Genomic DNA, 26,168 nt, shown 5'->3' on the forward strand with positions numbered 1-26,168 from the left:
ATCCCGCGCGTGTATCAGCCGGAAACAAAATCCCCTTTAAAATCCATGGTTTTTTTAACCGTGTCTACCAGGTGTTTCGCGCATTTCGTGGCATCCGCCTGGGGTATACCGGCTTCCTTGTTGAAGGTTTTTTCAAAGAACATGGTAAGTGTTTCGAAGAGATCCGGCAGGTGGTAAAACACCAGGGCGAAGTTGATCCCCGTGGGCTTTAAAATCGTAAACGAGGAGAATGATTCTATCGGGTTTTTCGCCATCATCACCCGGGTCTGGTTTTTCGCGGTGACGATATCCAGTTCGCTGAACCGGAGCGGGATCTGGTCCTCGGTGTTTCTGACATAAGGCTCCATGCTCTTGTAGTTATAGGACATGGGTTCCACCAGGACATGAATTTTCTTCCCGTTGGACTGGAAGGTGAGTCCCTCTTCGGTGGGATAAATTGATTTTACCCCTGAATATGATACGATTTCGTATTTGGAATAGGCGGTATTTTCCGCAAAAAATGATGAAACGATGTATCCCTGGTCTTTTGGTAATTTATCCTGGGTATATGCTTCGAACAAATCCATTGCTTTAACGGCCATTTTTTTCCCCCACAGCTTTGTTTATATTGAAATTACTCAGTACTGTCCCTATTATAGACTTTTTATCTTATTTCTCAACCTCTTTTTTACTTTTTTACCGAGTTTTTTCGTCTTTTCGCTTCATATTCATATTGGGCGGCATCTCCGGCGGTACCGTGCTGCCGGGCAATCGCGGCCATCCACTGGTAGGGCCGGGGATCACCGGTATCCCGGCCGGCGGATTCCCGGAGCATATCAAAGGCAGCCTCAATTTTTTTATCCCGGAAGTAGAGCATGCCTAGGGCAAGGGGAATATCCGGGGATTTTTTGAAAAGGGGCATGGCTTTTTCCAGCACCAGAGACGCGTAGTACACAGAACCCGCCCGTTCGAGACATCCGGTAAATTCCAGAAGCAGCCCGGTATCCTTGGGGCGTTCCTTGAGCAGCCCTTTGAGCAGCACCGACGCGTCCCGGAAACGCCCGCTTTTTCTGTACGCATAGGCTAGAACCCGCCGCAGGGTCGGATTGGCAGGCTCCCGGGCCAGGAGTGTTTCCAGTTCCGCCGCCGCTTCCGGGAACTCGCAGACATGGATAAGGAACAGCGCGTATTCCCGGCGGATGGTCCTATTGTCGGGCCATAGAGCAAGGTAGCGCACATAGCTTTTTTTAAGGTTTCCCCGGTCCTTCCGGCTGCCCTCCAGGACGAGGGCTTCGAAAGCCGCGATCTCACCCAAATACGACCGCTGGTGGCTTGTTTCGGTTTCCCGGGTTTTTCTGAACCAGCCCGCGGCTTCATCGATAAAACCCACTTTGAGGTACTGTTCACCCAGGGTGTACATGAGATCGGTATCAGGCCCGAATGCCCGGACACCGTCCTGTAATAGGGTTAGAACCGTGGTGAGATCCTCACTGTTTTTCGATTCATAGAGGATAGAATATTTGGTGATGAGATCCTCGTCGCCGTCCAGACGGACCGCCGCCTGAATGGCCTTCCCAAGGGTTTTACTGTCCCCGGCTTCCCATGATACAGCCATCTGGGCGTAGCGCAGGGACAGGTTTTCCGGAGCCAGTTCCAGGGCCCGGCTGAGATGGTTCTGGGCGGCCTGGAATTCCCCGAGACTGCGGAGCGCTTCGGCGTATATTCCGTGGATCTCCGGGTCCGGTCCGCGGTATTTTATCCACTCACGGCAGGCATCGGCGGCCTTTCTCCACTGGCGGTCCTGCATAAGCGACGTGATGATATACTGGTCGATGAGTTCGCTGTTCCACGGAAGATCGGGAAGGTCGCCGTCCAGGGAACGGATGCGTTCTATTTCTTCCAGAGCGTCGCCGCTGCGGTCCATGGCCATAAGAACCGAAGCCCGGTACCATCGGAGCCGCGGATCCCGGGGTGCGTATTCAACGGCGACGGAAAAATGTTCCAAGGCTTCTTCGGGCATATCCATGTCGCGGTAGGCCCTGCCGAGTTCGATCCGGAGCAGGGGGATATCGACACCGTTGTCCAGAACAAAGGTAAGCATCTGCGCGCCCAGCCCGGGATTGCCCGACCGTATCAGCCTGATGCCCCGTATGAACAGGGCGTTGAGATAGGCCCGGTAAATCCGTTTGTTATCGGGATCCGTCAGGACCGCGGCTTCCAGGCTTTCCACTGCCTGCAATGAATGTTTTGATTTAAGGTAGGCCACCCCGAGGATGGCCATTATCTGAGGGTCTTTCGGTTTTTTGGAGAGTGCTTTCTGAAGCAGCGGAACAGCCTTGCCGGGCATTCCCAAACTTATGTAGGTTCTCCCCGCGAAGAAATATCCGAGATAGGACCGGGGAACTAACCGTATATAGTCCCGGAAGGTGACCGCCGCCCTGGAATATTCTCCCAGGGCATGCAGTGAACGGCCTAAAAAGAGATAGACCTCAGGGGGTGCGTCGGTTTCTGAGATCAGTTGTTCCAGAATAGCCGCCGCCGCGGTATAGTCGCGGCGGACCCCAGCCTGGACCGCTTCCCTGAGCCGTTCCGCACCTCCGGATGCAGCCACGGTCTATTTTGCCCGGGCCAGGGTTACCGCGGAGGTAACAACGATATCCTCCACCGATGCTCCCCGGGAAAGGTCGCTGATTGGTTTCGCAAAACCCTGGAGGAACGGTCCGAAGGCTTCGGCGCTGCCCAGGCGCTGCACCAGCTTGTACCCGATATTGCCGGCGCCGAGATCAGGGAATACCAGGGTGTTTACCAGACCTCTGATGGGGCTGTTGGGGGCTTTTTTGTCGGTAACCGAAGGAACCAGAGCCGCGTCGGCCTGGAGTTCTCCGTCAACCTTGAGAGAGGGTTCTCTGGCTTTTACCGCCGCCAGGGCTTCCTGTACTTTTACCACATCCGGATGGTCTCCTCCGGACCCCTTGGTAGAGAATGAAAGCATGGCCACCGCGGGTTCGGCGTTGAGAAATTCCCGGCAGGACTGCGCCGCCGACAGGGCGATTTCGGCGAGCTGGTCCGCGGTGGGATCGGGCACCACGGCGCAGTCCGAAAAAATCAGCGCTCCGTCAACACCCCATTTTTTATCCTGGGTCTGCATGACAAAACAGGATGATGCCGTCTTTGAGCCCGGGGTGGTCCCGATAATGGCAAGCCCCGCCCGGAGTACATCGGCGGTGGTGCTTTCCGCGCCGGCAACCATGCCGTCGGCGTCGCCGAGACGGACCATCATGGCTCCGAACCGGAGCGGAGCGGTCATGTCGATTTTTGCCTGCTCCGGGGTCATGCCCTTGTGTTTCCGCAGCTCGTAATACTCCTGGGCGTATTTTCCAAGATCCCCCGATGATTCCGGATCGATCAGCTCAATTCCATCCAGCACAACCCCTTCCTGGGAAGCGATGGTTTGGATTTCCGATTCTTTTCCGATAAGGGTCACCGAGGAAGCCAGTTTTTCGTCCACCAGAATCCGGGCGGCCTTTACGGTCCTCGGTTCGGTTCCTTCCGGGAGAACCAGCATTTTCTGCATCGACCGGGCCTTGTCCATCATGTCCTTTACGAAATCCATGTTGTACTCCTTGTCCATGTACCCGGCTGTTACCCCGGATACTGTAAATTTGTTCTTTATTATGCAAATAAAGAATACCCTGTTCTCGGATTAGACGCAAGCTGGGGTACCAGGGCATCTGCGTCAGTAAACCCGGCACCATGCTTCTGTGCCGCTGCTCTGTATACTGCAGGTTCCCTGGCTTTTCGGGGTGCCGGGTGGTGAGACACTGTTCGAGTAAGGTATAGACCTATTACGGGATGTTCCGCTGACCGGGGGACCCGAAGTGGGGGTAGCGGAAAAACTGCGAAGCAGGTTTGAAGCGAGGGGGAGCAGCCCTCCAGCCCGGGGCAGCGCCGAGCCGGTTGAGCCGGAAAGCATCCGGGCCGTGATGGTAACGCCGGGTGGCATAGCGCAATGGGTTTGAGCGACTTTCGAGGCCGAAGGCCGCTGAGGAGCCAAACCCATTGCGCTATGACAGGCCCCGCGGCACCGGTATTCACCGGGTGCTTTCCGGCTTGAGAGACTCGGTGCTCCCCCACCTTGACGCGGACTTGCCGGGGCGGGTACCCTTATGGGGAAGCAGTTTCTGGCCTGCGTTTTTATGGAAAATACCTGCAATGCCGATAATTGATATATTGATTCCGGAGGAATGAGATGACCGATGTAAACAATGATATGCTGGAAGATGAGGATTTTGACACAATTCTCTCTTCTGATATAGATTTTTCCGGAACCTTGAGTTTTGATAAACCCTTCCTTATCAGGGGGCGGGTTTCCGGGGAAATCCGGGCCACAGGGCTGCTGGTGATCGATGAGGAAGCCGTGGTGGATGCTGATATTCATGCGTCAAAAGTGATAATCCGGGGGGCTGTTACGGGAAACGTAACCGCCGCGGATAAGGTCGAGATTGCCATCACGGGAAAACTCGTCGGCAATGTAACGGCGCCGGAGGTATTTATGGAAACGGGCTGTATCTTTAACGGCCAGTGCAATATGACCAGACGGGCGGTTTCGGAATAATTATGAAAATCCGGCGGAGTTGGTTTTTACTGTGCCTCCTTGCCGCGGCGCCCGTGGTATACGCCCAGGTACGGCCCGACGCGCTCCAGGAATACCGGAGCGGGAATTTCCAGAGGGCCGTCGCGATCTGCACCGACGAAATCCGGGAAAACCCGAATAACCTTGATTCCCACGTGGTTATGTGCTGGAGCCTTATCCGGCTGGGCCGCTATGAGGAAGCCGAACGGTACGGCCGGGCCGGCAGAATTATCAGCCGGTACGATCCCCGGATAATCGAAATCCTGGGGGAGGCCAATTACTTCCAGGGGCGCAACAGCGAAGCGCTCCAGCTGTTTCAGGAATACATCAACCTTTCTCCGGAGGGCGGAAGGATCGATACGGTATATTATTATATGGGTGAAATATACATACGCCTCGGCCGTTTCCGCCATGCCGATATATCCCTGTCCACGGCGGTCCATTACCTGCCGGGACAGGCGGATTGGTGGACCAGGCTTGCCTACGCCCGGGAAAACGCCGGGGAACTCGATTCGGCGGTTGCGGCGTATGAACGGGCCTTGTCCCTCAATTCCCAGCTTTCCGATGCCCGCCGCGGACTCGAGCGGACCCGCAGAGCCCTGGCTTCACGCTGAATCCGCGATGATTTCCGTATCCTTTTTTACCCTGGGATGTAAGCTCAACCAGCTTGAAAGCGAATCCATCGCCGCGGCCTGCACCGAGGCCGGCTGTACGCTGCTGCCCTGGGGCTCAGGCGCCCACATCAACATAATCAATACCTGTACGGTCACTTCCAAGGCTGAACAAAAGGCCCGCCGCGTAATCCGGAAAATTCTTAAGGAAAATCCCGCTTCCCGGGTTATCGTAACCGGGTGCTACGCCCAGTTGGATGGAGCGTCGATCAGGAGCCTTGCGGATGAACGGCTTCTGGTAATTCCCGGCGGGCGTAAAAGTATTCTCCTCGATTTGCCGGCATACATCCGGGACTGGGGCAATTCACCGGATAAGCTCTCCCTGATACTAAATGACTGGCTGGCATCTTCCCTGGAACCGCCCCGGGAGGACGCCTTCCGCTTTAACGCTGAGGATTTTTCGTTCCATTCAAGGGCTTCCCTCAAAATACAGGATGGGTGCAGCAATGCCTGCGCCTACTGCCGGGTGCGGCTTGCCCGGGGCGGCAGTATTTCCCTGGACGCCGGAGAAGCGCTCCGGCGGCTCAGGATTCTGGAGGAACGGGGATACGCTGAAGCGGTGTTGACCGGGATAAATATTAACCAGTACCGCAGCGGCGGCCTGCTCCTGCCGGGGCTCATTGAGTACCTGATCGGCAATACGGAACGGATTGCCCTGCGGATTTCCTCCACCGAAATCAACGGGGTAACCCCGGATTTTATCCGGGCCATAGCGCACCCGAGGGTGCAGCCCCATTTCCACCTCTCGGTACAGTCGGGGAACGGCGATGTTCTCCGGCGGATGCGCCGGTCCTACGGCCCGGAAGATATCCGGCGGACCGCGGAACAGATCCGGGCCGTCAAGGATGATCCCTTTATCGCCTGCGATATTATCTGCGGTTTCCCCGGGGAAGGGGAGGCTGAATTCAGGGATACCTATGAACTCTGCGAAGAGCTCGATTTTTCCTGGATCCACGCGTTTCCCTATTCCCCGAGGCCCGGTACCGAAGCGTACGAATTTACCGATTCCGTGCCGGAAAAGACCGCTTCGGAACGAGTTTCCCGGCTCATTGCCCTGGGGTCAAAGGGCCGGAAGGACTATATCCGCCGTTCAGCGGGAAGGGTGACGGGGGCAATCATTGAAAAGGGGGCGTCCCCCGGACCCAATCAGTGTTCAGGCATAACCGATAATTACCTGCGGGTGCTTTTGGCGACAGATGAATCGCCGCCTCCCGGAGGAACCCGGGTATTATGCCGGATCGCCGGGCCCTGGAAGGGGGCTGCCGGCGGTGCGGGGGACCGTATCGACGCCCGGGCTGTTCTGCTGCCCTGATTTCCCGGCGGAATTGACGATTGTCATATACGTGGTATACTGTTGGCTCAGAGGTAACCCATGGGCCGTTGCGCAAAGATCGTGCTTTTTTCAATCGGATCATTTTTTTGCTGCATTTCCCTTTTTGGCCTTGATATCGCGCCCTTTACTATGCCCAGCGCACGGTACGCCGCCATGGGCGGCCAGCACGCCGCGCTGGCGGATGACTTTTACGGGTTATTTCTCAATCCCGCGTCTTTTGTGGGAATTGAAAAGCAGTTCAGCGCCGCGGAAATCAGTGTTTCCGTTTACGGCCCGGTTTTTGAGCTCATTGATCTGGCGCTTCAGTCTCCGGATGATCTTGATATTTCGGGAGTTACGGGATCCAACGGATTTGCCGCGGGACTCGACATCGGCGGCCCTATCGCACTGGGCTGGGTCGGTAAGGGAATCGGGGCGGCGCTTTTCAACCGAACCACGGCGGACGCTACGGTGACGGGCGCGAAAATACGGCCGGTGGTATCAGAGGAAATACTTCTCGTCGCAGGGTATTCATTCAGGGTTGTTGACCGGAATTCCCACGTACTTGACCTCGGCTTTTTAGGGAAAGGCTTTTTCCGCGCCACCTTAAACATGGAGACTTCGATATTCGCGGCGGAATCATTGCTGGAGGACCCCTTTGCCTCGCCGTTCAGTACAACCTTGGGTTTTGGGTTTGATCTGGGAATCCGGTATGTGTTCCGTGAACGTTTCGGAGCGTCCCTGGTGTGCCACGATGTGTACTCTCCGGCGTTTATAAGCACCTACAGCTCTTTCGATGATTTTATTGACGGCGGCAGCCCAACGGAATCCGGAGAATACGGCACGGTCAAACGGATGCTGAATATCGGATTTTCCTACAAAGTGACTTCGGAAACAATGAACCGGTATGTTTCAAATCTGACTTTGCTCCTGGATTACCGGGATATTACCGACCTTTTCTCGGATTTGAGCCGCAACCCGATTCTGAACATTGGGATAGGGGCGGAAATGACGGTCCTGGAAATCCTGAGCCTCCGTTTGGGCGTAACCGATGCTCTGCCTTCGGTGGGTTTTGGGCTGGATCTGAGTTTTATGGAGCTCGATTTCGCTATTAGAGGAAGGGAATTCGGCAAGGAACCGGGGAGCAAACCGGTGTATGCCCTGGATTTTGGCCTGCTTTTCAGATATTAAAAGTCAAAAACTATTGACGTAAAACCCGAATTTCCGGTATTGTGTAGTCAACCCGGGCCGCTAGCTCAGTAGGTAGAGCAACGCCCTTTTAAGGCGTGGGTCGATGGTTCGAATCCATCGCGGCTCAGAAAAAACGATCTTTTATCCCTTTATGGGATAAGACATTATGAAGATGTGTAGGTAAACACCACCACAACAAAAGGCGTGTTTTCCTCCTGTGTACTAATAAGTGTACCAAAGGAGAGGAAATGCGCCTTTATTATTTCCGCCTATCCATCCGGAGCAGCAACACTTCCTTCAGAAATCCATGTCCGGAAACAGCCGGATTCTTATGATGAATATGAGTATTGCCCTCTGTCTTTCCATGACACGTCCCATACCGCTGACCGTCATATATCCCGGATTCAATTTGTGATACTGTATCATTTACGGGGAGGAAATATGGGGCTTAATTCGCATTTTAATATTATCCTACCGGAGGGAAAGCGGGAATTGGTGACCACATATCTGCGTGCCCATTCGGACGATAGACCTATCCAGTTCGGCGATGAGATCGGAATCAACTTTCCAGCGGATTGGGAGACCCTCCGGTACCAGCAGGGGTATTACCGCTTTGGCGTACTTGAGGAGATGTTCGATAAAAAGACCTATATACGGAACAACCGGGATATAAAGATAGGCGGTATCCGTTACCAGGTAGAGCCCGCCGGGGACGGGATGGATCATTTTCGGTTCACCGCCGTAACCGGCAGCATGAGCCTGGTGTTCCGGGATTCCCCTTCGGTCAAGCGGTTTTTTCAGGACATAAGCCATGAACTGGGAGCTGTATATACCTGGCTGTACGCGGAAAATAATTATATCATTGTTCTGTACATGCGGGGCAGAGCTTATCACCATATTATTTCCCAGGACGAGAAGGTCAGTCTGGAAGAACGGATAGAAATAGAACAAACGGGGGCGCGCTACATTGAACACCTCTGGGGATGAATATACACCGCCGGACCTCAGATACGGGTACGGGTACGTTGTGTATATGAAAGAAGCCGGTATTCCCGGTATGATCGACTTTCTTAAATCCCGTTCCTACCGTGAAACGGATTTCTCAAGCCTGGATGGGTATGTTCCCCTGTATCTCCGTTTTGATATCGATGAATGTATATGGCGGGAAATCATTACCCCTTATACACGAGAAAAAACGCCGGAAGAGCGTATCCGGGAAAAAATACAGCCGGACTTCCAGGTGTACCTGGAAGGGATCTATCTGCATATTGGGCCGCAAAATCAAAGCAACGGCTTAATCCCCGTTAAATTCGATTTGGCACGGAAAATTTCCGTTCTCGCGTCTTCGTATTCATTCCGTACCTTCTTTACCGAACTTGCAGAGGCTGCGGCGGCGGATATGGTTTTTATCAATACCTATGAAACAATAATCATTTATTACAAAGGGTTTTACCTGAATACGAAGATGGATGTCTTTACCAACAGCACCCCGGAGTATCTGGATAAGCAGGTTGTGGAGAATCTGTTTTTTGATATCGCCAAGTGCGTAAAGGATCTCCTGTAGTTATGTCCGCTATTTTTTCCGCGTAGTTCAACGCTTCAGCGCCGGTAAAGGTCATGGCGAAATCTTAGGGCTTCATCGCTGTACCGGATTTCCCCGCCCGCGATACGGATTTTCGGCAGTCTGATGACTTTGAATCCGGTATTGTCTCCCGGCGTTGTACTATCAGGATGTGAGTTTTCAATGGCTGATCTTCCGGGACTTTTCCTACATCGTTTTATAGAACGTGCTGGTTTCGTACAGTTCCTCGTGGGTGACGGTTCCGGCGATGGTTTTATTGAACAGATGAGCCGGGATTTACAAAAGACATTTCCTGATATGAAAGGCTTTTCACATAGCAATTTAAAGTACATCCGCCAGTGGTATTTATTCTGGTCAAAGCACATAATTGGTCAGCAGGTTGCTGACCAATTACCAATTGCGCTACAACTTGTAGCGCAAATTCCCTGGGGACATAATATGGTTATTACCAGCAAGATTAAAGACCATAAGGAAGCCCTGTTTTATGTTCAAAAGATAATTGAGAATAACTGGTCCAGAGCCGTCATTGTTCATCATATTGAAGGACAGCTTTTTCAGCGGGAAGGGAAGGCTGCAACGAACTTTAAAACCAGTCTGCCTGAGCCGCAGTCTGATTTAACCCTCCAGACAATTAAAGATCCCTACAATTTTGACTTTCTCAACCTTCGGGAAAAGCATGATGAAAAGGAACTTGAATCCGCCCTTCTTGAACACGTTACCCGCTTTTTATTGAAACTGGGCGCGGGTTTTTCGTTTATAGGTCATCAGCAGAAGATTTCCGTTGAAGGTGATGATTCGCAAGGCGGAAGTCTTTCCGCCATTTAATCCATTCCTAACAGAACCAGCCGCAAAGCGGCTGATTTTTACATTGACCTGCTCTTTTACCATACCAAGCTCCATTGTTATGTTGTGGTTGAATTAAAAGCGACATCATTCAAGCCGGAATATGCCGGAAAGCTCAATTTCTATATAGCCGTTGTTGACTCCTTGATGAAGACTGAGGCGGACAATCCTACCCTTGGGATTCTTATCTGTAAGTCAAAGAAAAAGACTGTGGTTGAATATTCACTCAAAGGTATCAATACGCCAATAGGGGTGAGCGAATACTCTATCACTCAGCACTTGCCGGATGAGTTTAAATCATCGTTACCGACTATCGAGGAAATAGAAGCGGAATTGGATAATCGGAAGTGAATCCTATGAATCCTTCCTTTCCTATGGGGTGGTTCAATAGGGATTTCAATCTATGAATAATTTGTAGAAGGGAATATCCAGAGCTTCCGCAAGTTTAATAAGAGTTTCGATTTTAGGATTATCAATAGACTTCGGGCTGCTCTGGTTCTCAAGATAAAACAGATGGCTTTTGGAAATGTCTGCTTTATTGGCAAGAGCTTCATAGCTCAAGCCAAGTTCATTTTCCCTGCGGCTTATTTTATCAATCGCTTTTTTCGTTAACTTATGCATAATTCTCTCTTGACTCTACTATACAGTGTTTTCGCTTCGCTTTTCATCAGGACTGTATTTCTCCAGACGCCAAAACGATCTTTCCCTATTTTTTCGCGGAACCCGACCATACGAAACCCGCATTTTTCACGCAGCCTGATACTGGCCGGATTGTTCTGCATTATCCCGGATTGTAATGTCCATATACCGTTTTTCTCAGACCAGTCTATTAAGGCTGTCAATAACAAAGCACCAGCGCCTTTTCCGTGAAACTGATTGCCGATATATACACTAACTTCCGCTACTCCTGCATATACACACCGGCTTGAAACCGGAGATAAAGCGGCCCATCCGATAATCTCTCCATCATTGAGGGCCGCAAACCGGCCCCCGGAAATATGCTCTTTGTCCCAGTCAGCATAAGAAGGGGAGTCTATTTGAAATGTTGCAAGGTTTGTCTCAATCCCTTCTTTGTAGATGGCGCTTACCTGAGACCAATCATCTTCCCGCATTTCCCTGATGTGTACTGTCATTTTAGGTTCCTTTTGGCATATTTATATATTGACAACTATCTATTTTAAAGGATATATTGAAATATATCGATGAGTATAAATATGAGGTATAGGGATGTCAATATTCTCCTGGTTAAATGAACAGCTGCTTAAAATGCAATGGCTCTATGATTTAGTCCGGCTCCTGGTTGAGAAAGTCTTTGGTTTAAGCATAGAAAGCCCGCTTGGCGGCAGTATCCATTTTTTTATCTATGATGTGATAAAAATATTCATACTGCTTTCCGTGCTGATATTCGGTATATCGTATATCCAGAGCTTTTTCCCGCCGGAACGCACAAAAAAAATCATGGGCCGGTTTAAAGGCATAACCGCGAACACAATCGCGGCCCTTTTGGGGACGGTTACCCCCTTTTGTTCCTGTTCGTCTATCCCGCTGTTTATCGGGTTTACCAGCGCCGGGCTTCCTATAGGGGTTTCCTTTTCATTCCTCATATCTTCACCCCTGGTAGACCTCGCTTCTATCCTGCTTTTGGCAAGCATATTTAACTGGAAAATCGCCATAGCGTATGTGGTTGTCGGGCTAGTCCTGGCTGTCGCCGGAGGAACCATCATCAGTAAGCTGAAACTGGAAAAGTATGTTGAACCCTTTGTTTATAATAACAAAATCAACGATACCGAGCAGGAAAAGCTAACGGTAAAAGACCGGCTCTCTTTTTCGTGGGACCAGGTTCTGGATATAATAAAAAAGGTCTGGCTCTATATTCTCATTGGTGTAGGTATTGGGGCTGTAATCCATAACTGGATACCGGAATCGGTGATTACCGCCATTCTTGGCAGCGATAAATGGTATTCGGTTCCGTTGGCTACTATTATCGGTATTCCTATCTACGCGGATATTTTTGGCACCCTGCCTATTGCGGAGGCCCTGGTTGCCAAAGGGGCGGGACTGGGAACAGTACTCTCTTTTATGATGGGCGTTACCGCCTTATCGCTCCCGTCCCTTATCATGCTTAAGAGGGTAGTCAAGTCAAAGCTTCTTGTTATCTTTGTGGGTATTGTGGCGGTGGGAATAATTATCATTGGGTATTTATTCAACGCTTTTGCGTATTTACTTTTTTAAGGAGAGAACCATGGTAATAAAAATTTTAGGCTCAGGCTGCCGTAACTGCCTCGCCTTAGGGGACAATGTAAAGAAGGCCCTGAATAATCTTGGCAAAGAGGCGGAGGTGATTAAGGTTACCGATCTGGAAGAGATGATGAAGTACGGTATACTGTCCACCCCCGGCCTGGTTATTGATGAAACGCTGGTATCTTCCGGCAAGCTTTTGAAACCGGCGGAGATTGAAAAGCTGTTATCCAATCCGCCTTCCAAAGATTCTGCACCGGGAAACAGCGGCTGTTCCTGCGGATGTGATAACAAACAATCATAACTACCATATATCGGGTTTTCATAAACTATTAAGTTATGAAAAAAGCCTCCGCATATTGCGGAGGCTTTTTTTTTATTGGGCGGCTTCAATTTTTAAGCTTTTACCGCCTGGGATTCGGGGAACCACTTCTTTGTCCTATTAGCGATATTCACCAGGATAAGCATCACCGGAACCTCGACCAGTACCCCGACAATAGTCGCGAGGGCCACCGGTGAGTTTGCCCCGAAAAGGGCGATAGCCACCGCCACAGCAAGTTCAAAGAAATTGGAAGCCCCAATCATTCCCGCGGGAGCGGCGACATTGTGCGGCAGTTTCAGGGCCTTGCTTGCCAGATAGGCGATGAAGAAAATCAGGAATGTCTGAATAACCAGCGGAACAGCAATCAGGAGAATATGGACCGGATTACCCAGGATAACATCACTCTGAAAAGAAAAAGAAGCACCAGCATTAACAAAAGACCGCGATACCGTACATGGTGAAGGGCTTAATAAGCCAGTTGGTAATCCAGGTAACGAACAAACCTTTCGGGTTTTTCCCCACATTCTTTATGGACTTAAAATCCACCTTCATCATCATGGGAAAAATCATGAGCCACACAAGGATTGCGATAGGAATTGATACGTTGGCATACTCAAACCGGCTTAAAAATGAGGGAATGGCGGGAATAAACTTCCCGATAAACACACCCGCTGCCATGCAGAGCAGTACCCATACTTATATCAGCCTTTTCCTTCATTTTTTCTTTTCCCTGCTTTTCTCAAATTGGGGCAGCTCCTCAAGAAACTCCTCAAGCTGTTTAACCCGCTCCCGGTTGACGGTATATTTAACCCACTGTCCGTCCTTGCGGCTGTTGGCAAGGCCGCAGTCGCAGAGCATTTTCATGTGATAGGACAGGGTGGGCTGGGTAATATTTACCTCTTCCAGGATATCGCAGGCGCAGCGTTCTTCATCCGAGAGCATGGAAAATATCCTTAACCGTGTCTCATCAGAGAGGGCTTTAAAGAGCAGGGCATATTCCGCAAATGAGCTTTTCATTCGGTATCTCCTAACACATTGACAAACATCTATGTATCTAATATATATGTAATATTGATAAGCGTCAATATGTTAGGATTTTTGGCTAAGGAGACAATATGAAAATAAACCATGTGGCCTTATATGTTGAAGACTTGGAAAAAATGAAAACTTTTTATGAAAAATACTTTGGTGCAACGGCCAATACAATGTATCATAACCCCAAAACCACTCTAAGAACCTATTTTCTGGAATTTGCCGATGGCTGCCGTTTGGAAATCATGACAAAGGATACTATAAAGCGTATCCCCAAAGATGGTAATGCCGTGGGGTATATCCATATAGCGATTAGTGTCGGAAGCAGGAAAAATGTGGATGAAATAACGAAACAATTGGAAAAAGACGGATTTACCATAAATAGCCAGCCGAGGACCACCGGAGACGGGTATTATGAAAGCAGTGTACATGATCCGGAAAATAATACAATAGAAATTGTTGAATAATTAATCCTCACCGAGCCTATCGCTATTTTTCCCATGGCCCGCTTTGCGCCGGATTTTGCCTTTGCTTTGCAATCCGGAAAGCCTGTGGTATACTGATTTTATGGAAATGAGCCTCCGCAGAGCAGGAGGCTCGTCCGCAAGGAAATTTATTATACCACCCGGTTTAATACCCCGGAGTTTTGCTCCGGCTCAAACGGTTAAACACTTTCAAAATGCGGTATTAAACCGGGCTTTCGGAATAAAGCTCACCAAGGGCCAGTGGAGTTTCCCCGAAAGGAAAACTCCTAAGCTGAATTGAAATCTCTGATTTCAATTCAGCAATTGAGGGGTTAAGGGAGTAGTAGGAAATCTGTTGGCATAAAAGGAAACGATGAAACCAATAATTGACCATATACATATTACGGTAAAAAATCTCGACGAAGCGGAAAAGTTTTATGATGTATTATTACCATTGTTGGGTTTTGATATAAACCTAAAAGGGATAGATAATGTTCCGGAAAATGATTACAAAATAATTGAATATCATACTAAAGAATTAACCATTGGCATTGTTTCTCCAAGAAAAGAATTTACTGATATAAAAATAAACAGGAGAAGGCCTGGTTCGCTCCATCATTTGGCATTTATGGTTGAAACAAAAAATGAAGTTGATGAATTATATAAAAGTATAAAAGAATTGAATGTTACTATTGTGAATAAACCAAAATATTATAAAGAATATTCAGAAGACTATTACGCTGTATTTTTCAAAGACAATCAAAACATAGAATATGAAATAGTACATTATAACAGGGGAAAATTGTTTGGTGAAATAAATGAAAAGAGAGGAAATAAAGCAGGGCAAAATGTCACATAACAGCGTGTATCCGCGGACGTTTGACTGCAGGTTTCCATGAAATGGATTGGCAATATGATAAACAAAAAAGACTATAACAATTTAATTTTATTAAGCACCAATCTCTATAAAACAGAATTAAAACGTCATAACGACGCTGGCCATCTTTTAAATATTCTCGTATTTCTTGTTGATAATGGTATTACAAAAAATGATGGTTTAGAGGAATTATATCAAGAAATACTAACGAATAATTTCTCCGTGGTTTTGAATATACCGGAACATTTTGGCGGGACCGGAAAACCATGTATCAGCTGGATGAGCTGTGATCATCCATTAATGATATATGCAGCAATAAAACTAAACGAAGGAAAAATAGAAGCAATCCATAAAAAGGCAATTGAGAAAGTATTATCCTTATCAGAAGATAGAAAGTGGAAATGTAAAGGTGACCCGCTATTAGGCGGGTTTCGAGGACCAGGACGTAAAGACGATGAATGTCCCATTACAACACTAAATATTTTAAAAATGTTATCCTTAACAAGAGCAAATTCATATAAAACAGAAAAGTTACAAGCATTAGAAATACTTATGAATCTATGGAATGAACGAAAAACCCGGCGTCCATACTTATTTGCAATGGGAACGGATTTTAAGAAACTAAAGTACCCTCTTATTTGGTATGATATATTAAATCTGGTTTCAGTCTTATCAAGATATCCGGAAGCAATAAAAAGAGCAGAATATAAAGAGATGCTGGAGATTGTTTTTGAAGCAATAAAACAAAATGGATATTGCCCACAATCCGTATATCAATTTTGGAAAGGATGGGATTTTGGTCAGAAGAAAAATGAATCAGCATATATTAAAAAAACGATTGAAGATATAGTAGAAAGGACAAATAAAGAGAAATAAAAGTGGCAAACAAACGTCATCTAACATGAGCATAAGCGCAGTTGAATTAGATCAAACTATCATCGCCGGATTTTCTGTGGAAACAACCTTGGAAAATAGCGCCGCTGATGTTGGAGCCTTATACAATGATTTTATCCAGAACGGCAAAATGGAATTGTTGCATACCATCACCGGAAACAAAACGGAATATTATGCTGTCTTATGGTATACGGAGCCGCATGTACGATACAGATATTTAGTGGGGCAAAAAGTTAAAGAAGAATTGGATGAAAAAAATATTGAAATAAAAATAATGGCAAAAGGAACATACTGCCGTAAGCAATGCGCTCCGGAAGATGATGCCATAAAAGCATGGACAGAATTTTATGATAAGGACATCCCGGAAATGGGGTTTAAACCAAAAGAAACAGATGATATTGCTTTTGAATATTATCCGAATGGGTTTGATGGGGAATATGAATTATGGTCCTTAGTGGAATAATATATTGGTATGTATGGGAGCATGCTGAATAAAAATGGTATTCCGGTAGACAGTAACCATTATAATCCCTCCTTGACACCGTATACACAATATGTATACATTATAAACAGAGGTATACCCATGGTAAAAAAACTCATACAGCACGGCAACAGCGCCGCCCTGGTCATAGATAAGCCCATACTGGAAATGCTCAACATTTCCGCGGACACGCCCCTGGAAATAACCACCGACGGAAAAAACATAATTGTATCTCCGCAGAATGAGGCAAAAGAAGAAGGGGACATCCTGCGGTCCCTGGAAAAGATAAACCGGAAATACGGCAAGACCCTGAAAAAGCTGGGTGAATAGATGGTCCGCTTTCTGACCCTCTCGGAGGTGCTGATTATCTATGAAGACCAGGTGCGCCGGTACGGCGGTGAATACGGGGTCAGGGACCTTAATCTGTTAAGCTCCGCCGTCTATGTTCCCCAGTCTAGCTTTAACGGGGAGTATCTGCATACAACCGTCCCGGCGATGGCGGCGGCCTACGGGTTCCACATCTGCCAGAACCATCCGTTTGTGGATGGAAATAAGAGAACCGCCCTGGCAAGCGCTCTGGTATTTCTGGACCTGAATAATTACGATTTCACCTGCCCGGAACCCACTCTGTATAAACAAATGATGGATGTGGCCAAGGGCGAAATCAAGAAAGAATCCCTCATTACATTCTTTGAGAAATACGCGAAAACCGCGGAGTAATTCTTTCCCGCCCGCGTCCAGGGCTCGATAAAGGGTGTATTGCAGGCAGGCGTAATTCCGGAACGCACATCCGCTAAACCGGATTGTACTTTTCTTTGCAATCTCCGGCGGGTGTGATATACTTTTTTTATGGAAATTAAGCTCACCAAAGATCAAAAGAAGATACTCAACAAACCTTCGGATATTTATCCCATCATGCGGGAAATACTCATGAGGGACAATAAGATAGACCGCAACCGGGAGCACTTCTGGGCCGTGGGTCTGGGCCAGAGTCTCCTGCTCCAGTATGTGGAGCTTATCAGCCTGGGAGGAACCAAGCGCACCACGGTGGAACCCATGAACGTGTTCCGGCTGGCGGTGATGAAAGGCTCCGCCCGGATTATCCTGGTGCATAACCATCCGTCGGAGAGTCTTGAGCCGTCCGACCCTGACAAGAATGTCACCGACCGGCTCTACCAGGTTGGGAAGATTCTGGATGTCGAGGTTGACGACCACCTGATTATTACCCCCAAGGCGTTCTACAGTTTCGCCGAGTCGGGCCTGCTGGCGGAGCTTGCCAAGAGCACGGAGTACGTGCCCCAGTATGAGCTTGAGGAACGGTACCGCCGGGAGAAGGAGGCCATCGTCAAGGAGATGCTGGAATTACAGGAAAAGATGCTGAAAGACGCTCTGGAGGAAGGCCGCAAGGTGGGGCTGGAACAGGGAGAGAAGACAGGCGAAAAGAATAAGGCGATTGAGATGGCGAGGGCCGCGCTGGCCGAGGGACTGGATGTTAAGCTGATAATGAAGCTCACGGGGCTGACGAAGAAGGTGATAGAAGGGTTGAGGGAGTAGAACAGTTAAATAAAGCATTATTCAGGGGGGTACATTATGCATGAATATTCAACAGATAATAGAAAACGTGAAAGAGTTATATTCTGGTTGGCAATGGCCTCTATTATTATTACACCGGGCATCAATTGGATAATCAGCAAGTTTACAAATTTATTCAGAAATTATATAGAGATTACTTATACTGTTACTTCGGTTCTCATTTTCACTATACTTTATTTCTTTTTTAATAAAATAGTATGGAGATTTTGTTATAAGTTCTTAAAAATACCTAACTTAAATGGTATATGGAAATGTAAAGGACACTCTTTTAACTATAAAACAGATGAAGAATATGATTGGGATTCTGAAATATGTATTAAACAAGAATGGGATAAAATCGGTATTACTCAAAAGACAGCTGATTCTGATTCGTTTTCAACAAGCATTATTGGCGGTTTGAAGATTGAAGATAATGATGAAATTCTATTAAGCTATGTCTATTCAAATACTCCACGAAGCCATACTCCAAATCTTCTTAGACATGAAGGACTTGTAAAATTAAGATTCAATAAGAATTTATGTACTGCTTCTGGTGACTACTTTAATGACCCATCTCGTAATACTTATGGCACTATGTCTTTGGAGAAAAAAGATGGGAATAAAAAATAAGTTAGAGAAATTAAGGCAAAGACGAACGGATAATGATGTTTTATTTGCCTCTATTGGTGATAGTATATCATATTCTGTAAGAAAATCCTTAAGAGAAAAGTCATATGAATCGGCTGGATTATCAGAAAATGAAATTTATATTATTGAATCAATGCGTGAGGTTGAAAATGAATATACGCAAAAATCATTTTCTGAAGCAGACAGGATATTCAACCAGCTGACTCTAAAAGGTTTAGTTGATGTAGAATTCGAATATCAAGGTTCTGTAACAAATAATACAAATATAAAATATGTAAGTGATATAGATCTTCTTATTATTTGTAAGCGATTTTATAGCTTAGCTCCTCCCTTGAAACCAACAATTCCTTATAAAGGAGACCCTTTACAAGACTTGAAAAAAATAAGATCTATCTGTATTAAAATATTAAAAGAAGCATTCCCAGCAGCAGATATTGATACTACAAAGTCAAAATGTATTTCAATATCCGGCGGATCTTTAAAGAGGAAAGTCGATTTGGTAATGTGCAACTGGTATCATACAAGTAAATATGAAGAGACCCAAGATGAGACTTATCTTGGAGTGAACATTTTAGATTACCATAACAATGAAAGAGTAGATAATTTCCCATTTTTACATAATTATTATTTACATGAAAAAGACGAAAATACAAATGGAAAGTTTAAGCAGTTAATCCGATTAGTAAAATCAATAAAGAATGATAGTGATGAAGAGATTGATATTTCAAGCTATGAAATAACAGCTCTTTTGTATCATATGAGCAATCAGAACATAAATAACTGCCGATCAGCAATAGAAACACTTAAAAATATTTCTTCATATTTTTATTACCTTATAACAAACCAAAATTATCTTGAAAAATTATTTGTACCAAATCAAACTGTAAAAATCAGTGATAGCTTAAATAAAAATGAACTTCTTAAATTGATAAAAGTAATAATTGAACTTGCTGAAGAATTATAGATATTCTCTAAAAAACTAATTTTGTATGACCGTAGATACTTAATTGATTTATTGGCTTGTATTCGTATAGTATCAGCTCAATAACTGCGATGCTGTTGCCCGTGCAGTATCATTAAAACATACCGAAGCTATGTGCCTTTTGGGTGAATCAACGGAGAAATCATTTTTTAGAAAATAATACATATTAGCCCTGATAACGCAATTATTCTCATAGAGACAAATGGAGAAAACAAATTTGTTGATATTAATAGGGACAAATACTTAAACAATAAGATTCCTTGTGTAAGAAATATTTATCTTGATCTGGTATATACCATGATATATATTCTTTCATGAGGATAAAAACCATGCAAACAGCGAAACTATTTACCAATGGGCGGAGCCAGGCCGTACGGCTGCCCAAGGATTACCAGTTTATCGGAGAAGATGTCTACATCCAAAAAGTAGGGGACGCGGTCATCCTCTTTCCCAAGGACAAGGACTGGGAAATCTTTCTCGACGGGTTAAACAGCTTCTCCGACGACTTTCTGGCAGACGGCTGCGACCAGGGGATTAAGGGCGAACGGGAAGCCCTGTAATGTACCTCCTGGATACCAATATCTGCCTATACCTTATCAAGGAGCGTCCCGAAGCGGTCTTAAAAAACCTCAGGAAAAAGCGTTCCAAGGGGATAGCCATTTCCTCAATCACCCTGGCGGAACTGGAATACGGTGTAGAAAACAGCAAGTTTCCGGAGAAGAACAAAATCGCCCTGATTAAGTTTCTTTCTATAATAACCATCCTGCCCTTTGAAGCCAAAGCGGCGGAGGCCTATGGAAAGATTAAGGCCGATTTAAAACGGAGGGGCCGTATCATCGGACCGCTGGATATACTCATAGCCGCCCACGCCAAATCGGAAGATTTGGTCCTGGTAACTAATAATACCAGGGAATTTGAGCGGATAGCGGATGTAAAGATAGAAAACTGGATGTAACAACGCCCCTGTTTATCAGCCGGTTCTCTCTCCCTCATCCTCTTCAACCACAAGAACCTTCCCGGCAGTATGGCGGCAGACCGGCCCGGCCCTCATGGTTCCACAATACCATCCTTTCTCCCGGATTTCCAATAACCGCCATTAAAAAATGTGCCCCTGCAGAATCTAAAACTTTAGATTCTGCTAAGGAGTTTTCTGAAAGAAAACTCCACTCCCGGTCCCCATTTCCGTCCCAACCGCAACGTATCCGAGACGTACCCGAAACGTACCACTTCCCCGTAAACGGCTCCGCGGCGGCCGGATTACGCCTTGCCGGTACGTTTTTAATAATAGCCGTTATACTACAGGACTCCCGGGAATGGGGTAGGATAGGGGCAGAGCATACCGGGGCAAGCTTTGGCGGCCTTGTCCCGGCGGCGGTTTTTTGATTTCTCCTTTTACCTTAATTTGAGGCTAAAAGAAAGGCCCTTTACCCATGGCCCGATCAGGGCAAGATAAAGAAGGTAAAACCAGGAGGGATAATTCTTTATTTATAAAGCAGTCAGGTTTTGTCTGAAAACTAAAATAGCAAGTTTCAACCTATAAATCTTTCATTACTTCGGCAAACTTATCCAGCGTGTATGCACCGTCAAGCCCCAGTTCCTTATCCTTAAACACCATAAAATAGCGGAAATTAGCGCCCGCTTGAGCTTGCCACTGCCGGCCCAGTTTTAGCTTGGTTTTGCTGTCGTCCCCGTCCAAATAATCCCCTTTGGCTTCAATCAGTACAATTTTTCCGGATTTTGTCATCACCATAAAATCAGGGTAGTGGTTGATGAACCCATTGAGGCGCATTCCTTTTCGCTCGATAATTCGATGCCACCATTCAATATTATCATAGCTGACGACAACATCAATCACGCTTTTCTCAAACTTGTTCAGGTCATCTTTTTCTGCTTCATAAAGAGAATAGGGAATTGAATCTATTGTAAGCGCAGGGGTAATGACTTTTGGCAACCCATATGATTCCCGGCACACGATTTTTCCGCTGTCAAGCCATTTGTCAAACTGCTTTTCCCGGTAAACCTCTTCAAGAGTTTCAATCTTCTTTTGAATTTTCAGCGCATATGTTGGAATGGCTGTTTCCATTGCGTATATTTTTTCATCGGTCATGTCAGAAACAATTCGGCGGACATACTCTGTGATTTCAGCCGTTGCATAGCGATTGTTATTATTGATTTGGTCGCAAATTAAATCAATGCATCGTGTTATTTTCTTTTCCTGCGGCAACTTGGCCAGCTGGTTGCGGATATACTCACTCTCTTCTTTGGAGGCGCGTTTGTATTTGGGTATCGCTTCGCCGTGCTCCTGTATATCAACGCGGTACATTTCTCCGGTTGCCAATTCAAGGTTAACTTGCGAATCCTGGCCGCTGAGCGAAAAACCATCTGATAAGTTATCAGGCTCAAGTAGTTCAAACTCATCGCCAAATAGATCCGGCACAGTTTTCAGAAAGAATTGCGGTACCCGCAGTTTGCTTGCTTCTTTGGCAAATTGGTGCTGCATAACATTTTGATTAAGCATATCTCCAAGCTCTCCTCCCACAAACCCAATGTCATCGGTTCCGGAAATAGCCTCATTATATTCTGCCGCTTGCTGTGTCGCCGCCGATACCATCTTTGAGATTTCAGAAGCAGTATCGTCATTTCCGGCTTCCAGCGCTGCTTTCACCTCACTGGGTACAATATCTTCAAACGTATCTTCCATCTCCGATGGCGCTGGTGCTTCAATATCAAGCTGCTGGTCAATGGGTTCATCCGCGGGGGAGGCTTCTTGTAAAGTATCCTCGCCCAAACGAAAATCTTTTCTGGAAAAGCCCGCCTTATTTAACCCGGATACGATATTCTCTAATGTGGCGTGAAAGTCTTTTGAGCAGGTAAACACATACGAAGTGTTCAGCAGAGGGCGTGAATGTTGCTTTGCATAGGGCTGACGCAGTATGCGCCCAAGAATCTGCTCCACATCAACGGTGGAAGTCTTGTTCGCCAGGGATGCCAGAATGTACGCAAAGGGACAGTCCCATCCCTCCTTTAGCGCATTGACCGTAATAATAAAACGAATGGGGCAATCCCGGCTCATAAGATTGGTTTTTCCAATATCATCAATCTTTGAGGTTTTTATCGCGATTTGCTCTTTGGGTATACCCATTTCCACCAATGTGGATTTGATTTTGTCAAAGGTTTCGCTGTCCTCGCTGGTTTTGGGCTGTGCCTGAAACAGTACAATGGGGCGAATGTATTCGCCTCCTGCCTTCTCTTGTTCGATGGCCTGTTTCTCGATACTTCCTTGAAATTGTATTGCGTCCTGAATCACGCTTTGCCGTGTATTGCGGTTGTACACCACCACGGGCAGTTTCACCATGTTCTCTTTTTTCAGTTCCCGGGCATCCACGTACGAGATAATATTGCTGTTTTTTCGTGGAGTGGCGGTCAAATCTAAAACAAGGGAGGGATTCAGGTTATTCAGCATTTCCACGCTCAAATCCGAACCCGCATTGTGGCTTTCATCCACAATAGTAATGGGAGACAAATGACGCAGCACCTGAATCAGCGCAGTGTCCGGCGTATCGGCCAGCAACACGCTGTCATCCTTAAAATACTCCGCGAAGCGCAGTAAATTTCCATTTTCCTGATATACCTTGCGGACATCCTTTTTTTTACTGTCAATCCGCAGAGAGCCATAGCTTAAGACGCATATGGTAAGCATATCCCGTACGGTATCCGGCGAAAAGTTTTGTCCATTCAAGAGCATATCTTTTGTATATACACCAACTCTGCCCGCAAAATACGCATCCAGCTTTTGGCGGTATGGGTGAGCTGCATTGGAAAGGGTTTCAATGGTTTGTGTCAAAATAGAGTCAGACGGCACCAGCCAAACAACAACGCGAGGTTTATCCAGCGGCATTGCGTTGAAAATGGGTTTTACCGCCGCGCAAGCAATAAATGTTTTCCCGCCCCCGGTTGGCACCTTGGTGCAGATATGCGGTACGCCGTCAATAACATTGTTGTATGTAGGAACACCGCCAAAGCCAACATTGATATCCTGTCCGAGCCAATAGCTTTTCCATGCCGCAATAACATTATTTTCGGTATTGACACTGTCCAGGTAGGAGGACAGGTTCCTTATAACAGCCTTTTGATAATTCTTTAGCTCCATCTTCTCCTCCCCCTTCTTTATAATTTGGTAATATCCCGTGGGATTTTTTTAAACGTAATATGGTATTTTTCCAATTCGCTTGCACTCAGAGTACAAAGGTCTGCATACATAACATAGCCGCCTGCTTTTGTTTTAACACTATGTAAAAACCCACGATTCAGGGTGGTTATGCTTTCCCGTTCGTAGTAAAAATAGTAAGCCGTGTCGATGTACTGCCCCAAGAAATAGGGTTCATCCTGTTTGGGTGCGGAAATCCGGCATTTGGTTTCAGTGAAATACACATACTCACGGATTTTGTCTTCGCCGACGGCTTCATTTAAGTTATCGCCGATCAGCAGCGGTTCACCAAGCTCGTAAAAACTAAAACTGCCGCCTGTACCCTTTACTGTGCCGTTTCCCTCGCCGTATCCGTTAATCACACGCTTGACCCGTTCTGCGGTGATGGAATCCGCATAATCCATCATTTCAATAAGGATAAACTTGCGATTGCCCGTATGTTCCTTGTCAGCTTTATTCATCCTGAGTACTGCATGGGCAGTAGTGCCGGAACCTGCAAAGGAATCGAGTACAAACGCAGTTTCACTCCCTGCTATGCGCATGATAAATTCAAGTAAGCGTGTGGGCTTAGGGGTATCAAAAGTGGCCTTGCCATTGAAAATGGCGAGCATTTCTTTTTTCGCTTCATCGGTATGCCCTGTTTCTGAATACGGCCAGAAGTTGGTAGGGAGTCTGCCGCCCACGTTGTCCAGATATGTCTTTCGACGAACGCCGCCTTTCCCGTTTTTGGTAAAATAGAATCGAGGCCATTGGCCACGTTCTAACACTTTTTTGGCGTTAGCGGCTGCAACTTCCAGCGGTTCCGCCAGTACAATACCCATTACACCTGTCCGCACTTCGTTTTCAGCAATACCACAAACATGCGCCCGCTCTTTTGCGTCGCCCAAATCTTTCAGCTCATATTTTGTCCAGCCATTCATAATTTCTAGCATGGTATCTTGCTGATATCGCCAGCATGCACTGTTGCTTGGATAAATCATTTTACCCGTAAAAGGATGTTGTATCGCGTAAACCATCCCTTGGTGTGTTGCAGCCCCTGGCGCAAAGGCATCACTACTTGTCCAGGGTACACTATCATTATCGGGGTTCTTATACTTAGAGTCCATTTCCGCCGTCCGGGGGAGTTTATCGGGGTTCCAATTTGGCTGATTGCTATAAACAAGTATGTGTTCTACTTCGTTTACAATTCCTTTGGAATCGTTTCTTGTAGAGTATGTACGTTGCCAAGAAATGTTGGATACAAAACAATTGCTTCCAAAAATTTCATCACAAATCGTTTTTAGGTTTGCATATTCCGTATCATCAATGCTGATAAAAATCGCCCCATCATCGGAAAGGAGCTTCTGCAATAGTTTAAGCCGCGGATACATCATGCACAGCCATTTATCATGGCGGCTCAAGTCCTCCCCCTCTTTTCCAACCACTTCGCCCAGCCACTTAACAATGCGCGGGTCGTTCACATTGTCGTTATAAACCCAACCCTCATTTCCGGTGTTGTACGGCGGGTCGATATAGATGCATTTTACCTGTCCTTCGTATTGGGGCAACAGGGATTTTAGGGCCGCCAGATTATCGCCGTGGATAATCATGTTTTCACTGCCGTTGTCAGCTTCGTGCCGTCCGGACTCATCATAGCTGTATTGCCGTTCCAACACGCGGTATGGCACATCTAGGTGATGATTTATAACTTTATCTTTTCCAATCCAGTCCAGTGTCGGCATAGTATATCCCCTGACTTCAGTAAGTAGCTATTACTATTCTCAATTATATCAGAGGAAAGTCGGCTATAGCAACGAAGAAATCTACTGTTCATTTATAAAGCAATAAAACCGCCACGCCTGGAAAGAGTGTTTTAACGGAAAGTGAATGGTGCCTATCCACTTCCTATACTGGTTTATACGCCAAAGTAAACATATTGATATGTTCCCGGCTATAGGCTTTTTGGTTCCAGCCGATTGATAATCTTTGCCGGAACCTCCGCGGCGACAGAGTTGTCCGGTACATCCTTTGTTACCACAGCTCCCGCCGCGATAACAACAATATTCCTAATGGCAACTCAGGGCAGGATTGTACAATTGCCGCCGATCCACACATCCTCCCCGGTGGACCCGAAGAGTATCGGGAAAGATACTCATGTCCCACAGGGCAAGATAAAAGATGTAAAACATTGGACGTAATTCCTTACGGTGTAAAGAGATCTTTGTAAAAAATTTTTGTTTTTGTATAACAGTGTTTTGCTA

Annotated in this window: 29 protein-coding genes, 1 tRNA gene and 1 pseudogene; 21 read left to right on the plus strand and 10 right to left on the minus strand. The window is 46.7% G+C overall.

What is annotated here, in order from left to right:
• Positions 1-14 precede the first annotated feature (14 nt).
• The 3 genes from JFL75_RS01105 to pta all read right to left on the minus strand — a co-directional run bounded on the left by JFL75_RS01105 (position 15) and on the right by pta (position 3,592).
• Positions 15-581: a hypothetical protein gene (locus tag JFL75_RS01105; protein ID WP_215624858.1), complete on the minus strand. Its 567-nt coding sequence runs from the start codon at positions 579-581 to the stop codon at positions 15-17.
• Positions 582-667: 86 nt separating this feature from the next.
• Positions 668-2,590 (minus strand): tetratricopeptide repeat protein, encoded by a 1,923-nt coding sequence (locus JFL75_RS01110; protein WP_215624859.1) that lies wholly within the window; start codon positions 2,588-2,590, stop codon positions 668-670.
• Between the two features lie 3 nt (positions 2,591-2,593).
• Positions 2,594-3,592: a phosphate acetyltransferase gene (gene pta, locus JFL75_RS01115; protein ID WP_215624860.1), complete on the minus strand. Its 999-nt coding sequence runs from the start codon at positions 3,590-3,592 to the stop codon at positions 2,594-2,596.
• 636 nt (positions 3,593-4,228) lie between these two features.
• Here pta and JFL75_RS01120 point away from each other — a divergent pair.
• The 8 genes and pseudogenes from JFL75_RS01120 to JFL75_RS01155 all read left to right on the plus strand — a co-directional run bounded on the left by JFL75_RS01120 (position 4,229) and on the right by JFL75_RS01155 (position 10,562).
• Positions 4,229-4,594 (plus strand): bactofilin family protein, encoded by a 366-nt coding sequence (locus JFL75_RS01120; RefSeq protein WP_215624861.1) that lies wholly within the window; start codon positions 4,229-4,231, stop codon positions 4,592-4,594.
• Between the two features lie 2 nt (positions 4,595-4,596).
• On the plus strand, positions 4,597-5,226 hold the full coding sequence (locus JFL75_RS01125; protein WP_215624862.1) for a tetratricopeptide repeat protein: 630 nt from the start codon (positions 4,597-4,599) through the stop codon (positions 5,224-5,226).
• Positions 5,227-5,233: 7 nt separating this feature from the next.
• Positions 5,234-6,595 carry a tRNA (N(6)-L-threonylcarbamoyladenosine(37)-C(2))-methylthiotransferase MtaB gene (mtaB, locus tag JFL75_RS01130; RefSeq protein WP_215624863.1) on the plus strand — a complete coding sequence of 454 codons (1,362 nt, stop codon included), beginning with the start codon at positions 5,234-5,236 and terminating at the stop codon, positions 6,593-6,595.
• A gap of 60 nt (positions 6,596-6,655) precedes the next feature.
• Positions 6,656-7,786 carry a PorV/PorQ family protein gene (locus tag JFL75_RS01135; RefSeq protein ID WP_215624864.1) on the plus strand — a complete coding sequence of 377 codons (1,131 nt, stop codon included), beginning with the start codon at positions 6,656-6,658 and terminating at the stop codon, positions 7,784-7,786.
• Between the two features lie 54 nt (positions 7,787-7,840).
• Positions 7,841-7,913, plus strand: a tRNA-Lys gene (locus tag JFL75_RS01140).
• A 368-nt stretch (positions 7,914-8,281) separates the two neighbouring features.
• Positions 8,282-8,773 (plus strand): hypothetical protein, encoded by a 492-nt coding sequence (locus JFL75_RS01145; RefSeq protein WP_215624865.1) that lies wholly within the window; start codon positions 8,282-8,284, stop codon positions 8,771-8,773.
• A 46-nt stretch (positions 8,774-8,819) separates the two neighbouring features.
• On the plus strand, positions 8,820-9,350 hold the full coding sequence (locus tag JFL75_RS01150; protein ID WP_215624866.1) for a hypothetical protein: 531 nt from the start codon (positions 8,820-8,822) through the stop codon (positions 9,348-9,350).
• A gap of 315 nt (positions 9,351-9,665) precedes the next feature.
• A pseudogene (locus JFL75_RS01155) lies at positions 9,666-10,562 on the plus strand (PDDEXK nuclease domain-containing protein).
• A gap of 45 nt (positions 10,563-10,607) precedes the next feature.
• Here JFL75_RS01155 and JFL75_RS01160 read toward each other — a convergent pair.
• Both JFL75_RS01160 and JFL75_RS01165 read right to left on the minus strand, forming a co-directional pair.
• On the minus strand, positions 10,608-10,832 hold the full coding sequence (locus JFL75_RS01160; protein WP_215624868.1) for a helix-turn-helix domain-containing protein: 225 nt from the start codon (positions 10,830-10,832) through the stop codon (positions 10,608-10,610).
• On the minus strand, positions 10,820-11,344 hold the full coding sequence (locus tag JFL75_RS01165; protein WP_215624869.1) for a GNAT family N-acetyltransferase: 525 nt from the start codon (positions 11,342-11,344) through the stop codon (positions 10,820-10,822). Before JFL75_RS01165 ends, JFL75_RS01160 begins: the two co-directional genes overlap by 13 nt.
• 94 nt (positions 11,345-11,438) lie before the next feature.
• Between JFL75_RS01165 and JFL75_RS01170 the strand changes: the two genes are divergently transcribed.
• Positions 11,439-12,443: a permease gene (locus JFL75_RS01170; RefSeq protein ID WP_215624870.1), complete on the plus strand. Its 1,005-nt coding sequence runs from the start codon at positions 11,439-11,441 to the stop codon at positions 12,441-12,443.
• A gap of 10 nt (positions 12,444-12,453) precedes the next feature.
• Positions 12,454-12,753: a thioredoxin family protein gene (locus tag JFL75_RS01175; RefSeq protein WP_215624871.1), complete on the plus strand. Its 300-nt coding sequence runs from the start codon at positions 12,454-12,456 to the stop codon at positions 12,751-12,753.
• A 92-nt stretch (positions 12,754-12,845) separates the two neighbouring features.
• Here the strand turns inward: JFL75_RS01175 and JFL75_RS20930 are convergent, their stop codons facing one another.
• The 3 genes from JFL75_RS20930 to JFL75_RS01185 all read right to left on the minus strand — a co-directional run bounded on the left by JFL75_RS20930 (position 12,846) and on the right by JFL75_RS01185 (position 13,788).
• The gene (locus tag JFL75_RS20930; protein WP_285291954.1) at positions 12,846-13,034 is read right to left on the minus strand and encodes an arsenic resistance protein; all 189 of its coding nucleotides are present in this window, start codon (positions 13,032-13,034) and stop codon (positions 12,846-12,848) included.
• 166 nt (positions 13,035-13,200) lie between these two features.
• Complete coding sequence (locus JFL75_RS20935; protein WP_285291955.1) at positions 13,201-13,449, minus strand: arsenic resistance protein; 249 nt, start codon at positions 13,447-13,449, stop codon at positions 13,201-13,203.
• Between the two features lie 36 nt (positions 13,450-13,485).
• The gene (locus JFL75_RS01185) at positions 13,486-13,788 is read right to left on the minus strand and encodes an ArsR/SmtB family transcription factor (RefSeq protein ID WP_215624872.1); all 303 of its coding nucleotides are present in this window, start codon (positions 13,786-13,788) and stop codon (positions 13,486-13,488) included.
• Positions 13,789-13,886: 98 nt separating this feature from the next.
• Between JFL75_RS01185 and JFL75_RS01190 the strand changes: the two genes are divergently transcribed.
• The 11 genes from JFL75_RS01190 to vapC all read left to right on the plus strand — a co-directional run bounded on the left by JFL75_RS01190 (position 13,887) and on the right by vapC (position 20,676).
• Positions 13,887-14,270: a VOC family protein gene (locus JFL75_RS01190; protein ID WP_215624873.1), complete on the plus strand. Its 384-nt coding sequence runs from the start codon at positions 13,887-13,889 to the stop codon at positions 14,268-14,270.
• Positions 14,271-14,640: 370 nt separating this feature from the next.
• The gene (locus JFL75_RS01195) at positions 14,641-15,126 is read left to right on the plus strand and encodes a VOC family protein (protein WP_215624874.1); all 486 of its coding nucleotides are present in this window, start codon (positions 14,641-14,643) and stop codon (positions 15,124-15,126) included.
• 36 nt (positions 15,127-15,162) lie between these two features.
• Positions 15,163-16,020, plus strand: a complete 858-nt coding sequence (locus JFL75_RS01200) for a hypothetical protein (RefSeq protein ID WP_215624875.1) — start codon at positions 15,163-15,165, stop codon at positions 16,018-16,020.
• A 25-nt stretch (positions 16,021-16,045) separates the two neighbouring features.
• Positions 16,046-16,501: a GyrI-like domain-containing protein gene (locus tag JFL75_RS01205; RefSeq protein ID WP_223292740.1), complete on the plus strand. Its 456-nt coding sequence runs from the start codon at positions 16,046-16,048 to the stop codon at positions 16,499-16,501.
• Between the two features lie 120 nt (positions 16,502-16,621).
• Positions 16,622-16,849: an AbrB/MazE/SpoVT family DNA-binding domain-containing protein gene (locus JFL75_RS01210; RefSeq protein WP_215624877.1), complete on the plus strand. Its 228-nt coding sequence runs from the start codon at positions 16,622-16,624 to the stop codon at positions 16,847-16,849.
• The gene (locus tag JFL75_RS01215) at positions 16,850-17,239 is read left to right on the plus strand and encodes a type II toxin-antitoxin system death-on-curing family toxin (RefSeq protein ID WP_215624878.1); all 390 of its coding nucleotides are present in this window, start codon (positions 16,850-16,852) and stop codon (positions 17,237-17,239) included.
• Positions 17,240-17,368: 129 nt separating this feature from the next.
• Positions 17,369-18,073, plus strand: coding sequence for a JAB domain-containing protein (locus JFL75_RS01220; protein ID WP_215624879.1), 705 nt, complete (start codon positions 17,369-17,371; stop codon positions 18,071-18,073).
• 36 nt (positions 18,074-18,109) lie between these two features.
• A complete protein-coding gene (locus JFL75_RS01225) occupies positions 18,110-18,721 on the plus strand; it encodes a Cap15 family cyclic dinucleotide receptor domain-containing protein (protein WP_215624880.1) in 612 nt (203 codons plus the stop codon).
• Positions 18,705-19,703 (plus strand): nucleotidyltransferase-like protein, encoded by a 999-nt coding sequence (locus JFL75_RS01230; protein ID WP_215624881.1) that lies wholly within the window; start codon positions 18,705-18,707, stop codon positions 19,701-19,703. The genes JFL75_RS01225 and JFL75_RS01230 overlap by 17 nt, the downstream gene beginning before the upstream one ends.
• A 347-nt stretch (positions 19,704-20,050) precedes the next feature.
• The gene (gene vapB, locus JFL75_RS01235; protein WP_215624882.1) at positions 20,051-20,281 is read left to right on the plus strand and encodes a type II toxin-antitoxin system antitoxin VapB; all 231 of its coding nucleotides are present in this window, start codon (positions 20,051-20,053) and stop codon (positions 20,279-20,281) included.
• Complete coding sequence (gene vapC / locus JFL75_RS01240; protein WP_215624883.1) at positions 20,281-20,676, plus strand: type II toxin-antitoxin system tRNA(fMet)-specific endonuclease VapC; 396 nt, start codon at positions 20,281-20,283, stop codon at positions 20,674-20,676. Before vapB ends, vapC begins: the two co-directional genes overlap by 1 nt.
• 579 nt (positions 20,677-21,255) lie before the next feature.
• Here vapC and JFL75_RS01245 read toward each other — a convergent pair.
• Both JFL75_RS01245 and JFL75_RS01250 read right to left on the minus strand, forming a co-directional pair.
• Positions 21,256-23,871 (minus strand): DEAD/DEAH box helicase, encoded by a 2,616-nt coding sequence (locus JFL75_RS01245; RefSeq protein WP_215624884.1) that lies wholly within the window; start codon positions 23,869-23,871, stop codon positions 21,256-21,258.
• Between the two features lie 17 nt (positions 23,872-23,888).
• Positions 23,889-25,649, minus strand: coding sequence for a site-specific DNA-methyltransferase (locus JFL75_RS01250; protein ID WP_215624885.1), 1,761 nt, complete (start codon positions 25,647-25,649; stop codon positions 23,889-23,891).
• Between the last annotated feature and the right edge of the window lie 519 nt (positions 25,650-26,168).

It is taken from the genome of Breznakiella homolactica, assembly GCF_016616095.2.
GTDB lineage: Bacteria > Spirochaetota > Spirochaetia > Treponematales > Breznakiellaceae > Breznakiella > Breznakiella homolactica.

What these genes read in the sequence shown, in the direction of transcription:
- JFL75_RS01105 (WP_215624858.1), bottom strand. Translation starts at nt 581, where the DNA reads ATGGCCGTTAAAGCAATGGATTTGTTCGAAGCATATACCCAGGATAAA.
- pta (WP_215624860.1), bottom strand. Translation starts at nt 3,592, where the DNA reads ATGGATTTCGTAAAGGACATGATGGACAAGGCCCGGTCGATGCAGAAA.
- JFL75_RS01120 (WP_215624861.1), top strand. Translation starts at nt 4,229, where the DNA reads ATGACCGATGTAAACAATGATATGCTGGAAGATGAGGATTTTGACACA.
- JFL75_RS01125 (WP_215624862.1), top strand. Translation starts at nt 4,597, where the DNA reads ATGAAAATCCGGCGGAGTTGGTTTTTACTGTGCCTCCTTGCCGCGGCG.
- mtaB (WP_215624863.1), top strand. Translation starts at nt 5,234, where the DNA reads ATGATTTCCGTATCCTTTTTTACCCTGGGATGTAAGCTCAACCAGCTT.
- JFL75_RS01135 (WP_215624864.1), top strand. Translation starts at nt 6,656, where the DNA reads ATGGGCCGTTGCGCAAAGATCGTGCTTTTTTCAATCGGATCATTTTTT.
- JFL75_RS01150 (WP_215624866.1), top strand. Translation starts at nt 8,820, where the DNA reads ATGAAAGAAGCCGGTATTCCCGGTATGATCGACTTTCTTAAATCCCGT.
- JFL75_RS01160 (WP_215624868.1), bottom strand. Translation starts at nt 10,832, where the DNA reads ATGCATAAGTTAACGAAAAAAGCGATTGATAAAATAAGCCGCAGGGAA.
- JFL75_RS01165 (WP_215624869.1), bottom strand. Translation starts at nt 11,344, where the DNA reads ATGACAGTACACATCAGGGAAATGCGGGAAGATGATTGGTCTCAGGTA.
- JFL75_RS01170 (WP_215624870.1), top strand. Translation starts at nt 11,439, where the DNA reads ATGTCAATATTCTCCTGGTTAAATGAACAGCTGCTTAAAATGCAATGG.
- JFL75_RS01175 (WP_215624871.1), top strand. Translation starts at nt 12,454, where the DNA reads ATGGTAATAAAAATTTTAGGCTCAGGCTGCCGTAACTGCCTCGCCTTA.
- JFL75_RS20930 (WP_285291954.1), bottom strand. Translation starts at nt 13,034, where the DNA reads ATGATTGGGGCTTCCAATTTCTTTGAACTTGCTGTGGCGGTGGCTATC.
- JFL75_RS20935 (WP_285291955.1), bottom strand. Translation starts at nt 13,449, where the DNA reads ATGGCAGCGGGTGTGTTTATCGGGAAGTTTATTCCCGCCATTCCCTCA.
- JFL75_RS01185 (WP_215624872.1), bottom strand. Translation starts at nt 13,788, where the DNA reads ATGAAAAGCTCATTTGCGGAATATGCCCTGCTCTTTAAAGCCCTCTCT.
- JFL75_RS01190 (WP_215624873.1), top strand. Translation starts at nt 13,887, where the DNA reads ATGAAAATAAACCATGTGGCCTTATATGTTGAAGACTTGGAAAAAATG.
- JFL75_RS01195 (WP_215624874.1), top strand. Translation starts at nt 14,641, where the DNA reads ATGAAACCAATAATTGACCATATACATATTACGGTAAAAAATCTCGAC.
- JFL75_RS01200 (WP_215624875.1), top strand. Translation starts at nt 15,163, where the DNA reads ATGAAATGGATTGGCAATATGATAAACAAAAAAGACTATAACAATTTA.
- JFL75_RS01205 (WP_223292740.1), top strand. Translation starts at nt 16,046, where the DNA reads ATGAGCATAAGCGCAGTTGAATTAGATCAAACTATCATCGCCGGATTT.
- JFL75_RS01210 (WP_215624877.1), top strand. Translation starts at nt 16,622, where the DNA reads ATGGTAAAAAAACTCATACAGCACGGCAACAGCGCCGCCCTGGTCATA.
- JFL75_RS01215 (WP_215624878.1), top strand. Translation starts at nt 16,850, where the DNA reads ATGGTCCGCTTTCTGACCCTCTCGGAGGTGCTGATTATCTATGAAGAC.
- JFL75_RS01220 (WP_215624879.1), top strand. Translation starts at nt 17,369, where the DNA reads ATGGAAATTAAGCTCACCAAAGATCAAAAGAAGATACTCAACAAACCT.
- JFL75_RS01225 (WP_215624880.1), top strand. Translation starts at nt 18,110, where the DNA reads ATGCATGAATATTCAACAGATAATAGAAAACGTGAAAGAGTTATATTC.
- JFL75_RS01230 (WP_215624881.1), top strand. Translation starts at nt 18,705, where the DNA reads ATGGGAATAAAAAATAAGTTAGAGAAATTAAGGCAAAGACGAACGGAT.
- vapB (WP_215624882.1), top strand. Translation starts at nt 20,051, where the DNA reads ATGCAAACAGCGAAACTATTTACCAATGGGCGGAGCCAGGCCGTACGG.
- vapC (WP_215624883.1), top strand. Translation starts at nt 20,281, where the DNA reads ATGTACCTCCTGGATACCAATATCTGCCTATACCTTATCAAGGAGCGT.
- JFL75_RS01245 (WP_215624884.1), bottom strand. Translation starts at nt 23,871, where the DNA reads ATGGAGCTAAAGAATTATCAAAAGGCTGTTATAAGGAACCTGTCCTCC.
- JFL75_RS01250 (WP_215624885.1), bottom strand. Translation starts at nt 25,649, where the DNA reads ATGCCGACACTGGACTGGATTGGAAAAGATAAAGTTATAAATCATCAC.